Source organism: Phenylobacterium sp. NIBR 498073, from assembly GCF_027286305.1.
In the GTDB taxonomy this organism is placed as follows: Bacteria; Pseudomonadota; Alphaproteobacteria; order Caulobacterales; family Caulobacteraceae; genus Phenylobacterium.
The window spans coordinates 3,314,445-3,327,308 of record NZ_CP114599.1 but is presented as its reverse complement, the minus strand read 5'-3'; the positions used below and the strand labels follow the sequence as shown (position 1 = coordinate 3,327,308).

15 protein-coding genes are annotated in these 12,864 nt (G+C 68.7%); 8 read left to right on the top strand and 7 right to left on the bottom strand.

Features of this window, described 5'->3' with window-relative positions:
• Position 1: 1 nt before the first annotated feature.
• The 3 genes from O4N75_RS16665 to O4N75_RS16655 all read left to right on the top strand — a co-directional run bounded on the left by O4N75_RS16665 (position 2) and on the right by O4N75_RS16655 (position 3,891).
• On the top strand, positions 2-1,711 hold the full coding sequence (locus tag O4N75_RS16665) for an amidohydrolase (RefSeq protein ID WP_269626580.1): 1,710 nt from the start codon (positions 2-4) through the stop codon (positions 1,709-1,711).
• Between the two features lie 2 nt (positions 1,712-1,713).
• The gene (locus tag O4N75_RS16660) at positions 1,714-2,262 is read left to right on the top strand and encodes a sugar O-acetyltransferase (RefSeq protein ID WP_269626579.1); all 549 of its coding nucleotides are present in this window, start codon (positions 1,714-1,716) and stop codon (positions 2,260-2,262) included.
• A gap of 120 nt (positions 2,263-2,382) precedes the next feature.
• Complete coding sequence (locus tag O4N75_RS16655; RefSeq protein ID WP_269626578.1) at positions 2,383-3,891, top strand: hypothetical protein; 1,509 nt, start codon at positions 2,383-2,385, stop codon at positions 3,889-3,891.
• Between the two features lie 62 nt (positions 3,892-3,953).
• Here the strand turns inward: O4N75_RS16655 and O4N75_RS16650 are convergent, their stop codons facing one another.
• On the bottom strand, positions 3,954-4,460 hold the full coding sequence (locus tag O4N75_RS16650) for a response regulator (protein ID WP_269626577.1): 507 nt from the start codon (positions 4,458-4,460) through the stop codon (positions 3,954-3,956).
• Between the two features lie 143 nt (positions 4,461-4,603).
• Between O4N75_RS16650 and O4N75_RS16645 the strand changes: the two genes are divergently transcribed.
• Positions 4,604-5,872 carry an MFS transporter gene (locus O4N75_RS16645; RefSeq protein WP_269626576.1) on the top strand — a complete coding sequence of 423 codons (1,269 nt, stop codon included), beginning with the start codon at positions 4,604-4,606 and terminating at the stop codon, positions 5,870-5,872.
• A 161-nt stretch (positions 5,873-6,033) separates the two neighbouring features.
• Here the strand turns inward: O4N75_RS16645 and O4N75_RS16640 are convergent, their stop codons facing one another.
• On the bottom strand, positions 6,034-7,059 hold the full coding sequence (locus O4N75_RS16640) for a DUF2804 domain-containing protein (protein ID WP_269626575.1): 1,026 nt from the start codon (positions 7,057-7,059) through the stop codon (positions 6,034-6,036).
• A 141-nt stretch (positions 7,060-7,200) separates the two neighbouring features.
• Here O4N75_RS16640 and O4N75_RS16635 point away from each other — a divergent pair, with 141 nt between their 5' ends.
• From O4N75_RS16635 to O4N75_RS16625, 3 genes are read left to right on the top strand one after another with little or no spacing between them, the layout of a single operon-like run.
• Complete coding sequence (locus O4N75_RS16635; protein WP_269626574.1) at positions 7,201-7,599, top strand: SRPBCC family protein; 399 nt, start codon at positions 7,201-7,203, stop codon at positions 7,597-7,599.
• 59 nt (positions 7,600-7,658) lie between these two features.
• Positions 7,659-8,129 (top strand): hypothetical protein, encoded by a 471-nt coding sequence (locus tag O4N75_RS16630; RefSeq protein ID WP_269626573.1) that lies wholly within the window; start codon positions 7,659-7,661, stop codon positions 8,127-8,129.
• Positions 8,130-8,170: 41 nt separating this feature from the next.
• Positions 8,171-8,584, top strand: a complete 414-nt coding sequence (locus O4N75_RS16625; RefSeq protein WP_269626572.1) for a hypothetical protein — start codon at positions 8,171-8,173, stop codon at positions 8,582-8,584.
• Here O4N75_RS16625 and purQ read toward each other — a convergent pair.
• The 5 genes from purQ to purC form a co-directional block, all read right to left on the bottom strand.
• Positions 8,581-9,243 carry a phosphoribosylformylglycinamidine synthase subunit PurQ gene (gene purQ, locus O4N75_RS16620; protein ID WP_183773605.1) on the bottom strand — a complete coding sequence of 221 codons (663 nt, stop codon included), beginning with the start codon at positions 9,241-9,243 and terminating at the stop codon, positions 8,581-8,583. The genes O4N75_RS16625 and purQ overlap by 4 nt on opposite strands.
• Positions 9,240-10,787 (bottom strand): hypothetical protein, encoded by a 1,548-nt coding sequence (locus tag O4N75_RS16615; protein ID WP_269626571.1) that lies wholly within the window; start codon positions 10,785-10,787, stop codon positions 9,240-9,242. Before O4N75_RS16615 ends, purQ begins: the two co-directional genes overlap by 4 nt.
• 79 nt (positions 10,788-10,866) lie before the next feature.
• Complete coding sequence (locus O4N75_RS16610) at positions 10,867-11,247, bottom strand: hypothetical protein (protein ID WP_269626570.1); 381 nt, start codon at positions 11,245-11,247, stop codon at positions 10,867-10,869.
• Positions 11,244-11,486, bottom strand: a complete 243-nt coding sequence (gene purS / locus O4N75_RS16605) for a phosphoribosylformylglycinamidine synthase subunit PurS (RefSeq protein WP_183773609.1) — start codon at positions 11,484-11,486, stop codon at positions 11,244-11,246. Before purS ends, O4N75_RS16610 begins: the two co-directional genes overlap by 4 nt.
• Positions 11,486-12,244 (bottom strand): phosphoribosylaminoimidazolesuccinocarboxamide synthase, encoded by a 759-nt coding sequence (gene purC, locus O4N75_RS16600; RefSeq protein WP_267230453.1) that lies wholly within the window; start codon positions 12,242-12,244, stop codon positions 11,486-11,488. The genes purS and purC overlap by 1 nt, the downstream gene beginning before the upstream one ends.
• Before the next feature lie 245 nt (positions 12,245-12,489).
• Between purC and O4N75_RS16595 the strand changes: the two genes are divergently transcribed.
• The gene (locus O4N75_RS16595) at positions 12,490-12,813 is read left to right on the top strand and encodes a DUF1476 domain-containing protein (RefSeq protein ID WP_267230452.1); all 324 of its coding nucleotides are present in this window, start codon (positions 12,490-12,492) and stop codon (positions 12,811-12,813) included.
• Positions 12,814-12,864: the final 51 nt, after the last annotated feature.

The window sequence follows — 12,864 nt, the reverse complement described above, 5'->3', positions numbered from 1 at the left end:
TATGATGCAGGGAACACGTCGGGGCGTGATGTTGGGCGGCGCCGCCGCGCTGGCGGCCGGATCGCGCGCCTTCGCGGCCGAGGGGACCGCCGTCTATGCGGGCGGTCCGATCCTGACCATGGACGACGCGCGGCCGAGGGCCCAGGCGGTGGCCGTGCGCGGCGGGCGCATCCTGGCGGTCGGCGACCGGGACGAGGTGCTGGCCAAGGCCGGGCGCGGCGCGCGGCTGGTGGACCTGGATGGGCGCGCCCTGCTGCCGGGTTTCGTCGACCCGCACGGCCACGTCTCGTTCGTCGGCTTGCAGGCGGTGTCGGCCAACCTGCTGCCGGCGCCCGACGGCGAGGGAAAGTCGATCCCAGACCTGCAGCGGATCGTGCGGGCCTGGCGCGACGCCAACCGGCCGTTCGCCGAGCGCTATGGCCTGATCATCGGGTTCGGCTACGACGACTCCCAACTGCGCGAGCAGCGGCATCCGACCCGCAAGGACCTCGACGAGATTTCCAGCGACGCCCCGGTGCTGTTCATCCACCAGTCCGGCCATCTGGGCGTCGCCAACTCCAAGGCGCTGGAGGCGGCGGGCGTCAGCGCCGCGACTCCCGATCCGCAGGGCGGCGTCTTCCGTCGCGAGGCCGGCGGCAAGGAACCCAACGGGGTGATGGAGGAGCACGCCTTCATGGGCGTGATGGTCAAGCTGCTGAGCCGGCTCGACCTCGACGCCAACCTGAAGATGATCGCCGAGGGCGTGAAGCTCTACACCTCGTACGGCTACACCACCTGTCAGGACGGCAAGTCCTCCAGCGGCGGGGTGAAGGCGCTGCAGCTGGCGGCCAGCAAGGGCATGTTGAGCGCCGACGTGGTGGCCTACCCCGACGTGCTGACGGCGACGGACGTGGTGGTTCCGCCGCTGCTCAGCCGCACCTATACGAACCGGCTGCGGATCGGCGGGGTGAAGCTGTCGATCGACGGGTCGCCCCAGGGCAAGACCGCCTGGTTGTCGCAGCCGTACTTCGTGCCGCCCGAGGGCCAGAACGCGGCCTATGCCGGCTATCCGGCCGTGCCGGTGGACCAGTGCCTGGCGGCGATCGACAAGGCCTTCGCCAACGGCTGGCAGATCCTGGTCCACGCCAACGGCGACGCCGCCATCGACGTGTTGATCGCCGGGGTGCGCGAGGCGACGAGAAAGCATGGGCGGGGCGACCGGCGCCCCGTGCTGATCCATGGCCAGACGGCGCGGGAGGATCAGGTCGACGCCTGCAAGGCCCTGGGGATCATCCCGTCGTTCTTCCCGATGCACACCTTCTACTGGGGCGACTGGCACCGGGACTCGGTGCTCGGGCCGGTGCGGGCCGAGAACATCTCGCCGACCGGCTGGGCGCTGCGGCGCGGAATGATGTTCACCACCCACCACGACGCCCCGGTGGCCAAGCCGGACTCCATGCGGGTGCTGTCGGCGACGGTCAGCCGGCGCACGCGCTCGGGCGACATCCTGGGGCCGCATCAGCGGGTTCCCGTCGAGGCGGCGCTGAAGGCGATGACCATCTGGCCCGCCTATCAGCACTTCGAGGAGGCGACGAAGGGATCGCTGGTTCCCGGCAAGCTGGCCGATTTCGCGGTGCTGTCGGCCGATCCGACGGCCACGGATCCGGAGAAGCTGGCCTCGCTGAAGGTCACCGAAACGATCAAGGAGGGCGTCAGCATCTGGCGCGGATAGCCATGGCGCAGACCCAGAAGCAGTTGATGCTGGCCGGCGAGCTCTATGACGCCGGCGACCCGGAGATCCAGGCCGACCACGCCGCGGCGGTCGCCTGGATGGCTCGGTTCAACGCCCTGGACCTGCCCATCGATCGGCGTCACGCCCTGCTGGCCGAGCGCCTGGCCTTCGCAGGCCGGGGCGCGACGATCCGGCCGCCGTTCCACTGCGACTACGGCTTCAACATCAGTCTCGGCGATGGCGCCTTCCTGAACTTCAATTGCGTGATCCTCGACGTCGTGGCGGTGACCATCGGCGCCCGGACCCAGATCGGGCCGGGCGTGCAGATCCTGACCGCCGACCATCCGCGCGACCCGGCCGAGCGCGCGTCCGGGCTGGAGTTCGGCCGGCCGATCAGCATCGGCGCCAATGTGTGGATCGGCGGCGGGGCGATCATCCTGCCGGGCGTACGGATCGGCGACGACGCCCTGGTCGGCGCGGGGGCGGTGGTGACCCGCGACGTCGCGCCCGGCGCGACGGTGGTCGGCAATCCGGCCAGGGTCCGCGCATAGCCCTTCCGCGCGGTTGCCCCAACGGCGCAAAGGCCTGCTGGCCGTCCGGCGTCCGCCTCGCGCCTTTGCATAGAAAAGCCCGCTCCGGCGCATAGCATATGTGCGAACAGGGGGCGTGCGATGGGCTGGAATTCTCAACGGTGGCTGCTGGCGGGCGCGGCGAGCGCGCTGGCGTTCGGGGCGCAGGCCGCGCCGCGGCTGGAGACGGTTCTGAAGCCGGTCCGCGACGGCGGGGCCGAGGTCGTCGCCATCGAGGTGCGCAGCGTGCTGACGCAGGGCGAAGGGCTCGTCCTCTCCGCGCCGGTCACCTATGCCGGGGTGCGCGGCGTCGCCGACCGGGTGCAGGGCCTGACCGTGACCGACGCCAAGGGCGCGGTGCCGCTGGCCTCGGTCGACGACCCGGCCGCGCCGGGCGGCTTCCCCTATTTCCGCCATTGGACCGCCCAGCGGCCGGTCTCCTATCCGGTGACCATCAGCTATCGCTCGGCGGTGCAGCCGGCCGGTGCGCCGCAAGGCCCGCCGTTCGGCATCCGGCCGTCGGGCGGCGGGGTCAGCGGCGCCGGCGCCGGGTTCCTGGTGCTGCCGGAAAAGGTCGGCGAGGCGCAGCTGAAGCTGCGCTGGGACCTCAGCGGCCTGGCCAGGGGCTCCAGCGCGGTCGCCTCGTTCGGCGACGGCGACGTCGCGCTGACCGGCGATCCGGAGAAGCTGCGCCAGGCCTGGTACATGGCCGGGCCGATGGGCCGCTATCCGAAGCGCGGCGACGTGGACGGCTTCAGCGGGACCTGGCTTGGCCAGGCCCCGTTCGACCCGGCCGCCGAGCTGGCTTGGTCGGGCAAGCTCTACCAGCAGCTCGACAAGGATTTCGGTTATCTGAAGCCGGCCCCGCGCTACCGGGTGTTCATGCGCTTCCTCGACACCCCGCCGGTCGGCGGCGGCACGGCGCTGGCCAATTCGTTCATGCTCTCGCGCGGTTCGGCGCCGCGCGATCCGGGCGCTGAGGGGCCGCGCACCACCTTCGCCCACGAGATGATCCACCAGTGGGTCGGCGGGATCGAGTCGCCGGGCGCTGTCGGGATCAGCAGCTGGTTCAGCGAGGGCCTGACCACCCACTACACGGCGCTCGCCCCCCTGCGGGCCGGGTTCTCGACGGTCGAGCAGTATGGCCAGCAGATCGACGCCATGGCCCGCGGCTACTGGGGCAGCGAGGCGCGCGACTGGTCGGCCGAGAAGATCGCCAAGGCCGGCTTCGGCTCCGAGAGCATCCGCCACGTGCCGTACAATCGCGGCGCTCTCTATTTCGCCGACCTCGACGCCAAGATCCGCGCCAAGTCGGGCGGCAAGCGCCGGCTGGACGACATGCTGGCGCCGATGTTCGTCAGCCGCGAGCAGGGCGTGACCTTCGACCACGAGGCCTGGAAGGCGATGGTCGGCCGCGAGCTGGGGCCGGAGGCGGTCGCCGTCTTCGAGAAGGTCGTGCTGGGCGGCGAGATGCTGGTTCCCGACGCCGGCGCGTTCGGTCCGTGCTTCACCCGCGAGCCGGCGACCTACGAGGTCGGCGGCGCCCAGGTGCAGGGCTATCGCTGGGTGCGCGTCGTCTCGGTTCCCGAGAAGGTTTGCCAAAGCTGGTAGTTGGCTCGGCCGCCCCCGATCCGCTCATCCCGGCTTTCGACGGGATGAGCGGTGTGGGGACGTTAAAGCTCCAGCACGCCGGCGTTGTCGGCGGCGCGGCGCATGGGGCCGGCATAGCCGAGCGGCGAGCGCCGCCGCCGGTCCGGTCCGAAGAAGTCCGCCGCGGCGACGTAGGGGCGCGGTCGCATGATCACCGACTCCAGTCGCTTGAGGATGTCGCGCGCGGTGACCGGCTTGGCGAGGAACTCGTTGACGCCGCGGTCGCGCGCGGCGTTCAGGCGCGGCAGGTCGGAGTGGCCGGTCAGCATGATGATCGGCAGGTAGCGCGTCTCGCCCGGCAGGGCGCGCGCCCGGGAAATGAAGTCGAGGCCGTTCATGGTCGGCATCTCGTAGTCGACATAGGCCACGTCGACCGGATCGTGCATCAGCTGGTCCAGGCCGTGTCGTCCGTCGGTCGCATAGAATAGGCGCCCGACGCCCGCAGCGGCCAGAACCGTGCCGATGATCGTGCGCATCTGCTCGTTGTCGTCGACGACCAGTATTCGCAGAGCTCCAAGTCCTTGGGTCACTTTCCCGTCTCCGGCGAATCGCTACGTCAGATAGACGCCAATCAGGCGAACTGTCGCAACCCCCCGACCGCAGATTTCGCGCCCCGCGCCTTGACCTGGCAGGCGTCTGGCGCGAAGCCGAACAGCAATCATTGGGGGTGTGGATGTCGAAGACTGTTGAGGCGCCGTCGACGCGGCGGGTCCTGGGCGCGAGCCTGGTCGGCACCGCCGTCGAATTCTACGACTTCTACATCTATGCGACCGCCGCCTCGCTGGTGTTCGGACCGCTGTTCTTCCCGGCCGCTTCGCCTTCGATGCAGCTCCTGTCCTCGTACGCGAGCATGGCGGTGGCGTTCTTCGCCCGGCCGGTCGGCGCGATCGTGTTCGGCCACTTCGGCGACCGCATCGGGCGCAAGTCGACCCTGGTCGCCTCGCTGCTGCTGATGGGCGCCTCGACGGTGCTGATCGCCTTCCTGCCGACCTACCAGCAGGCCGGCTGGCTGGCGCCGGTGGCGCTCTGCATCCTGCGCTTCGGCCAGGGCTTCGGCCTCGGCGGCGAGTGGGGCGGGGCCGCGCTGCTGGCGGTGGAGAACGCGCCGCCCGGCTGGCGCGCGCGCTATGGCATGTTCCCGCAGCTCGGCGCGCCGGTCGGCTTCATCGCCGCCAACGGCCTGTTCCTGATCCTCGGCATGCTGCTGACCCCTGAACAGTTCCAGAGCTGGGGCTGGCGCATTCCGTTCCTGGGCAGCGCCCTGCTGGTCGGGGTCGGCCTGTGGGTCCGCCTGAAGCTCACCGAGACCCCGGCCTTCGCCAAGGCCCTGGCCGAGGAGGCGCCCTCGGACGTGCCGCTGGCCGAGCTGTTCAAGCGCCACCTGGCGCCGACGCTGGCCGGGACCTTCGCGGTGGTGGCCTGCTTTGCGACCTTCTACCTGGCGACCGCCTTTGCGCTCGGCTACGGCGTCCAGACCCTGGGCTACAGCCGCGAGACGTTCCTCGGCGTGCAGCTGGGCGCGATCGGCTTCATGGCGCTCGGCATCGTCCTAGCCGGCTATTGGTCGGACGCCAGCAATCCGCGCCGCGTGCTGATGGCCGGCTGCTTCATGGCCATCGCGGTGGGCGCGCTGATGGCCCCGATGATGGGCCATGGTTCGCTGCTCGGCGCCTGGGCGTTCCTGTCGCTGGCGCTGCTGACCATGGGTTTCGTCTATGGCCCGCTGGGCGCGTTCCTGCCGGGTCTGTTCCCGGCGCGGGTGCGCTACACCGGCGCCTCGATGGCGTTCAACGTCGGCGGCATCATCGGCGGCGGCCTGACCCCGATGATCGCCCAGGCGCTGTCGACCCAGGGCGGCCTGGTGCCGGTCGGAATCTATCTGGCGGTCGCCGCCCTGATCAGCCTGGTGGCCCTGCTGCCGCTGAAGCACCAGCAGGCCTGACGATAAGTGTCATCCCGGTTTCGGCGCAGCCGAAGACCGGGACCCATTCGCGTTGTTCGAGCAGGATGGGGTGACGCTGAGCCGCCGTCGGATCCGTCCGGTGTTCATGGGTCCCGGTCTTGCTTCGCAAACCGGGATGACACGGGGGGCGACAACCTTCGCTACCAGTGGTTCTCGACCTCTTCGGCGAAGCCGATCAGGTCGCGGACCTGCAGGCGCGTGCCGTCGTCGAGCACGGCGACGCCGGAGAACTTGCCGAACACCTGGTGCTGGCGGCTGCTGACCGGCCCCATGGCGAAGTCGGCGTGGCGGTCGACGATCGGCTCAAAGGTCATCTCGAAGCGGCCGTCGCTGGAGGTGAACCGCCAAGGACCGCTGTCGTGCGCGCCTTCGGGCAGATGGAACTCCAGGTCGGTCAGCTTGTGCGCCTTGCCGTCGAAGAACAGGATGTTCTCGCTCGCCGCCGAGGTGTCGCCGAAACCGTAACCGATGTTGAAGCCGAACGGCTTGCCGTCGACCAGGCCCGAGGCCGAGCCCCAGTACCAGGTGTTGTCGTAGGTCCAGACCCCGCGGCCCCAGTCGAGCACGGCGAAGGCGCTGGACGGCTCGAACTCATATCGCTGGCCCGCGTAGACCACATGACCCGACGCCGGCATGCAGTTGATCTTCTGGTTGTAGTAGAAGGCGGTGGCCTGCTCGGCGAACGGCGTGGCGATGACCATCCGGTCCATCGGCGGCTGGGCCAGGAAGATCTCCCCGGACATGCCGGCTCCCTTGTCGAAGCTGGGCGCGTCGAAGGTCAGCACCCGGCCGCCGGGCACGAAGCGGAACGCGATCTCCATCTTCGGGTGGACGTGGGCGATGTCGCCGGCGTCGGCGCTGGGCGGCAGGGCCATGGCGCCGTGCGGGGCCGGCAGGCCGACGCCGCCGTTAACGAAGCTCCCCGTCCGGAAGTCCATCCACGAGGCGCCGAGGAAGCCCATGTGGCCGTTGTCGGCGACGGTCAGGGCCAGGCCGAAGTCCGGCGACAGGATCGCGTAGTAGTCCCACTCCTTGATCGCCGTATCGTCATGGGGCACGCCGATGGCGCCGCGATCATAGCGGCGAACCTCGTTGGCGGCCCAGCCGCGCTCGACCAGATGTCCGTTCGCGTCGAGCAGGTCGCCCGATCCCATCAGCCTTTGCATGTCGCCTCCGCAGATTGTCCGCGCGTGCTTACGGCATGACGTAGCGGCAGCGCAAAGTCTGCCGATAGCGTCCGATAGCCGCCAGAAGCCGCCGGCCCGGAGGGCTATTCTCCCTGCAAAATCAGTCAGCGGAGATTTTCCATGGTCACGATCCTGCGAGACGTGTCGGTAAACCTGCCGATAGCGGGCGTATGGGAGCGCTTACGGCAGGTCGGCAAGGCGCATGAACTGTTCGCCGGCGTGCTGGTCGACGGGCGCGTCGACGGCGACCTGCGCACCGTGACGTTCGCCAACGGGATGATGGTGACCGAGCAGATCCTCGGCGTCGACGAGCCCTCAAGGCGCGTCGCCTACAGCGTCATCGACGGCCCCTTCGAACATCACGCGGCCTCGATGCAGGTCATCGCCGACGGCGCCGGCAGCCGGGTGCTCTGGTTCAGCGACTTCAAGCCCGATGCGCTGAGCGAGATGGTGACGCCGCTGATGGAGGCCGGTCTCGCGGCGCTGAAACGCAACCTCGAAGGCGGTTCGGCCGATTGACCGACAGGCCGGCCGGGTGTATCGATATTGCGAGTCATTCGCAATAAAGGAGCGCTCCCATGGCCATCGCCCCCCTAGCTGCGGCGTCCCTGCGGGTCGGACCGCACGGCCTGGCGGTCTCCGAGCAGCTCGTGCTGGCCTCGCTGCGCGCCTGGGCGCGGGCGCGCATGGCCGGCGACGACCCGCGCGAGCTGGTTCGGCCGGGCCTGACGCACGTGAGCTCCAGGCCGGTGGCCAACGTGTTCGTGGCGCTGATGGAGCACATCGAGCGCGATGCGCGGCGGGCGATGGAGGTGCACTGCATCGCCTGCGGCGGCTATTCCCAGGACGAGCAGCGAGTGGTTCTGGCCTGCGGCGTGGCGCGTGCGGCGCCGGACGTGGCGCTGGCGCTGCTGCGGCCGCTGGTCGGCGGGCCCGAGGCCTCGGTGTTGTTGGCGCGGACCCTGAACGTGGCGCTCTGCAAGGCCGGCTTTCCGATGCCGGTGCGGATGTGGGACGACGCGGCGAGCGTCCCAGCCACCGTGCACTGACGGCGCTGGAAACGCGCGCCTATCGGGTCTAGGCAGGCCCGATGAGCGAGTTTGACGACGAACCGACCTTCGACGGCGGCGGCTATGATGTCGACGACTGGGCCCGGCTGAAGCCGTTCACAGGCGCGCTGGCGACCCTGGAGGACGTGCAGGCCAAGGTGGCGATCTTCGCCCTTGGCGACACCCACCGCGGCCGCCCGATCGACATGGAGCTGCCGCAGCCGATCATCTGGTGGGAGGACGACGGCGAGGTCGCCGCCGTGGTCGTGCAGGCCGAGTCCCACGAGACCGAGGATGGCGAGGTGATGGAAGTGCTGGGCCTGGTGCTGCCGGACGGCGCCGGGGCCGTGGCCCTGCTTGAGGACGTCGATCTGGTCGACGACAGCGATCCGGTCTGGCGCCGGCTAGTCACCGAGGCGATCGGCGACGAGACCGGCGACGACGACGAAGACTAGGCGCTCGCGAGCGCGCTCTGGAACAGGATGGCCCCGTCGGCCGAGCCGAGCTCGGCTTCGAAGGCGCGGTCGGGGTGCGGCATCAGGCCGATGACGTTGCCGCGCTTGTTGACGATGCCGGCGATGTCGCGCGACGAGCCGTTCGGATTGTCGAGGTAGCGGAAGACCACCTGGCCTTCGCCCTCCAGCCGGTCGAGCGTCTCCTCGTCGGCGAAGTAGTTGCCCTCGCCGTTGCCGACCGTCATCTCGACCTCGCGGCGGCCGGCGTAGCCGGCGGTGAAGCGGGTCTGGGCGTTGGTGACTTCCAGCGCCACCGGCTTGCAGACGTACTTGAGCTTCTCGTTCCGCAGCAGCGCGCCGGGCAGCATCTTCGACTCGGTCAGCACCTGGAAGCCGTTGCAGATCCCGACGACGGCGACGCCGCGGTCGGCCGCGGCGCGGACCTCGGTCATCACCGGCGCCAGCGAGGCCATGGCCGCGCAGCGGAGGTAGTCGCCGTAGGAGAAGCCGCCGGGCAGCACGATCAGGTCCAGGCCCTGCGGCAGCTGGGTCTCGGCGTGCCAGACCATGTCGACCTTGGCGCCGGTGGAGCGTTCGACGGCGACCTTGCAGTCGCGATCGCAGTTGGAACCCGGGAATACGATGACGGCGGCTTTCATGGCGCGGGCCCTATCATCGTTTGAGCTTTTGGGCGAGGGGGCAGACGGTCGCTGGCGCGCAGTTCGGCCTTGGCGATCTCGATGAGCTCCAGCTTGACGCTCGAGCTCTCTTTGACGTCGAGATCCTTCGCTGCAGAGAGGGCCTGGGTCAGGAGCGCTCGTCCCGTGGCGGCGTCGCCGAACGAATAGGCGCTCCGGGCGTAGCGGATTGCGCTCTCGGCGAAGATCATACGGCTCTGTCCTGTGTCGACCTGAAAGCGGTCGAGGCAGGCTGCGACAAGGTTGAAGAGACGCACGCTGGCCGAAGCCTCGGTGCAGGTCGCCAGCAGCCTCGATTGTTCTGTGACCGGGGTTGCAGCCAGGTAATCGTCGAGCTTTTCCAGGCCACGCCCCTGTTCGATGTCGGCGCGGAGGCGTGCCGTGGGCTGATCCTGTTGCTGGCGCGCGAGGCCGAGGGCGGCCGCGTCGGTCACCAGACGCGGGCCGCCCGGGCGAGGGGGCGCGTCGGCCCCAAGCACTTCGTCGCGAATGTCCGCAAGCCGCGACTCGGCTTCGCTTCGCACCAGTCGCGCCGGGACGCTCGGTTGCGCCTTGGACAGCGCGGCGAGCCGTCGGGCGTTTTGCTTGCGCAGGTCCTGGTACATCCAGGTGTCCTGACCGGCGGCACCGTGGCGAGCGATCTCCTCCTGCAGCATCACCTCCATGGCGACCGCTTCTCCCAACACCGCTTGATGCTGGGCGCTGACCTTCCGCGTCAGCTCCGCGCGCACGCTCGCTTCCAAGTCGGCCGCGGTCAGCCGCGCCAGCGCCGCTCGCGCCTCGTCCTGGCGGCCAAGTTCGAGCAGGATGCGGATGCGGTCGTCGGGGCGAGGCTCCAGGGCGATGGCCCGGTCGACGCCGTCGCGATCACCATGTCTGGCATAGGCGGCTGCCAAGCTTGAGGCGTCGGTAAGCGAGTCGGCCAAGCCGCTTCGACTGGCCAGATCATCCTCCCATGCCCGCAGGACCGCAGCGACTAGCGCCCGGCTCGGCGGAGGTCCCGGCGTCGTCGTGGTGGGATCTGCGAACGCGATGAACCGGTAGGCTGTCAGTCTGGCCGACGTTTCCTGGCTGTCAGCGAAGAGCGGAGGGAGCGTGGGAGCGTCGCGAGGCAGGGCCGCGATGATCGCGAGCCCCTCTTCAGGGGGACGGCCGGCGCGGTCGCTGTCGAGCACCTGAACGAATGCGTCCTGCGCCTGATCGTCAGCTAGCGAGAATATCTCTCCGAGCCGCGCGTCCTTACCGGCGCGGTAGCGTGCGACGCCTTCGGGAGTGACGCCCGCTGCGGCCAAGATATGCGGCCGGGCGGCCAGTTCGCGGTCGCGCGCCAGATCGCTGCCCGCGTCGTCCTCGGCCAGTACCTTCAACAGGCAAATCGGCAGGTCGGCCGCGTCCAGGCAGCCCGGGGCCCGGGTCATCAGCGCGGGCGCGCCGATTGCTGAGCCGGCGCAAAGCCAGATCGCCCAGCCAATTCCAAGAGTGCGCAAAATATTGACGTGGTTCATGTTTCCCACGGCTTCAGCGGACTTCTCGTCTTGGTTACATCGGTGGTCTGCGCATGCGAAAGTCGTAAGCTTGAGCGTGCTACCTGGCGCCCAGGCTCTCCAGGTAGGTCATCACCTGGTCGAATCCAGCCTTGTCGCCATAGGCGCAGCCGGTGTTCTTCATGACCTTGCGGCCGCCTTCCTGGACCGCTTCCTGCTTGAAGATCGCCGGATGGCCGGGCGCGCCGGGCTGGGTCAGGACGAAGGCCTCGCCGCCGCCCTGCATGTTGTAGAAGCGATAGGGCTCGCCACGCTCCTGAGGCGCGGGGATCAGGCCCGGTTGGGCCAGGACCTTGGCCGACAGGGCTTCGTAGGAGAGCGAGCAGTCGAGCGCGAGCCGCGGCCGGACCGGCTCAGGCTCCGGCGCGCAGGCGGCCAGGATCAGCGGGAGAAGGGGAAAGAGGGCGGTGAGCCCTCTCACGCCACCTCGATCCGGTAGCTTTCGATGACGGTGTTGGCGAGCAGCTTCTCGCACATGTCCTTCACCTGGGCCTCGGCCGCGGCCTTGTCGGTCGCGTCCTTCAGGTCGAACTCGATGGTCTTGCCGACGCGCACGCCGTCGACCTGCGGCCAGCCAAGGCCGTGCAGGGCGCTTTCGACGGCCTTGCCCTGAACGTCCAGCACGCCGGGCTTCAGGAACACATGAACTTTCGCGCGCACTAGTGCAGGCCTCCTTGGATGACGGTGGGCATCTCTTTCATGATGCCAAGACGGCGGGCCACCTCGGTGTAGCCCTCGATGACGTCGCCCATGTCGCGGCGGAAGCGGTCCTTGTCCAGCTTCTCGTTCGTCTGGCTGTCCCAGAGGCGGCACGAATCGGGGCTGATCTCGTCGGCCAGGATCACGCGGGCGAAGTCGTTCTCGTAGATGCGGCCGAATTCGACCTTGAAGTCGACCAGGGTGATGCCGACGCCGGCGAACAGGCCGGTCAGGAAGTCGTTCACCCGCAGGGTCAGGGCCATCATGTCGTCGATCTCCTGGGTCGAGGCCCAGTTGAACGCGGTGATGTGCTCCTCGGCGACCATCGGGTCGCTGAGCTTGTCGTCCTTCAGATAGAACTCGATGATCGAGCGGGGCAGGGCCTGGCCTTCCGGCAGGCCGAAACGCTGCGACAGGCTGCCGGCCGCGACGTTGCGGCAGACCACCTCCAGCGGGATGATCTCGACCTCGCGGATCAGCTGCTCGCGCAGGTTCAGCCGGCGGATGAGGTGGTTCTGAACCCCGATGGAGTTCAGCTTGGTCATCACGTACTCGCTGATGCGGTTGTTGATGACGCCCTTGCCTTCGAGGATCGCCTTCTTCTGCGCGTTGAACGCGGTGGCGTCGTCCTTGAAGTACTGGATCAGGGTTCCGGGCTCGGGGCCCTCGTAGAGGATCTTGGCCTTGCCTTCGTAGATCTTCTTGCGGCGGGTAGTCATGTGCGCCTTCTCCCAGAGCGAGGGCTTGGCCGCCAGCGGAAAAACGAAAAACGCGCGCAGTTCGATGCAAACGCGCGCGGCTCCGACCGTATGGCCCTCTCACTCATATGAGGCCTGAAAAAACTAACGGATTGGTCCGCGCGGCGCAAACGGCGCAAGAGCCGCATCGCCTCATCGTGCGTTTACGTTGCTACGGCGCGGTTCACGGGATATGCAACGCCGACCGACCGCCTACTGGGGAACACATGACGACCTTCGACGATCGCGAGCGTGGATTTGAAAAGAAGTTCGAGCTCGACCAGGAGCAAGAATTCAAGGCTGGCGCTCGTCGCAACCGCATGCTGGGCGAATGGGCCGCCGGTCTGATGGGCCTCTCGGCCGAGAGCGTCGCCGAGTACGCCAAGGCCGTGGTGAAGTCTGACTTCGAGCTGCCGGGCGACGATGACGTGCTGCGCAAGGTGTTCGAGGACCTGAAGGGCTCGGGCGTCGCCGTCAGCGAAGGCGAAGTGCGCATGAAGATGGACGAACTGCTGGCCCAGGCCCGCGAGCAGCTACGCTCGGGCGAATAAGGCCTTTCGGCATCACAAAAAGAGCGCCGCCCTTCGGGGCGGCGTTTTTTT

What these genes read in the sequence shown, in the direction of transcription:
- O4N75_RS16665 (WP_269626580.1), top strand. Translation starts at nt 2, where the DNA reads ATGATGCAGGGAACACGTCGGGGCGTGATGTTGGGCGGCGCCGCCGCG.
- O4N75_RS16660 (WP_269626579.1), top strand. Translation starts at nt 1,714, where the DNA reads ATGGCGCAGACCCAGAAGCAGTTGATGCTGGCCGGCGAGCTCTATGAC.
- O4N75_RS16655 (WP_269626578.1), top strand. Translation starts at nt 2,383, where the DNA reads ATGGGCTGGAATTCTCAACGGTGGCTGCTGGCGGGCGCGGCGAGCGCG.
- O4N75_RS16645 (WP_269626576.1), top strand. Translation starts at nt 4,604, where the DNA reads ATGTCGAAGACTGTTGAGGCGCCGTCGACGCGGCGGGTCCTGGGCGCG.
- O4N75_RS16640 (WP_269626575.1), bottom strand. Translation starts at nt 7,059, where the DNA reads ATGCAAAGGCTGATGGGATCGGGCGACCTGCTCGACGCGAACGGACAT.
- O4N75_RS16635 (WP_269626574.1), top strand. Translation starts at nt 7,201, where the DNA reads ATGGTCACGATCCTGCGAGACGTGTCGGTAAACCTGCCGATAGCGGGC.
- O4N75_RS16630 (WP_269626573.1), top strand. Translation starts at nt 7,659, where the DNA reads ATGGCCATCGCCCCCCTAGCTGCGGCGTCCCTGCGGGTCGGACCGCAC.
- O4N75_RS16625 (WP_269626572.1), top strand. Translation starts at nt 8,171, where the DNA reads ATGAGCGAGTTTGACGACGAACCGACCTTCGACGGCGGCGGCTATGAT.
- purQ (WP_183773605.1), bottom strand. Translation starts at nt 9,243, where the DNA reads ATGAAAGCCGCCGTCATCGTATTCCCGGGTTCCAACTGCGATCGCGAC.
- O4N75_RS16615 (WP_269626571.1), bottom strand. Translation starts at nt 10,787, where the DNA reads ATGAACCACGTCAATATTTTGCGCACTCTTGGAATTGGCTGGGCGATC.
- purC (WP_267230453.1), bottom strand. Translation starts at nt 12,244, where the DNA reads ATGACTACCCGCCGCAAGAAGATCTACGAAGGCAAGGCCAAGATCCTC.
- O4N75_RS16595 (WP_267230452.1), top strand. Translation starts at nt 12,490, where the DNA reads ATGACGACCTTCGACGATCGCGAGCGTGGATTTGAAAAGAAGTTCGAG.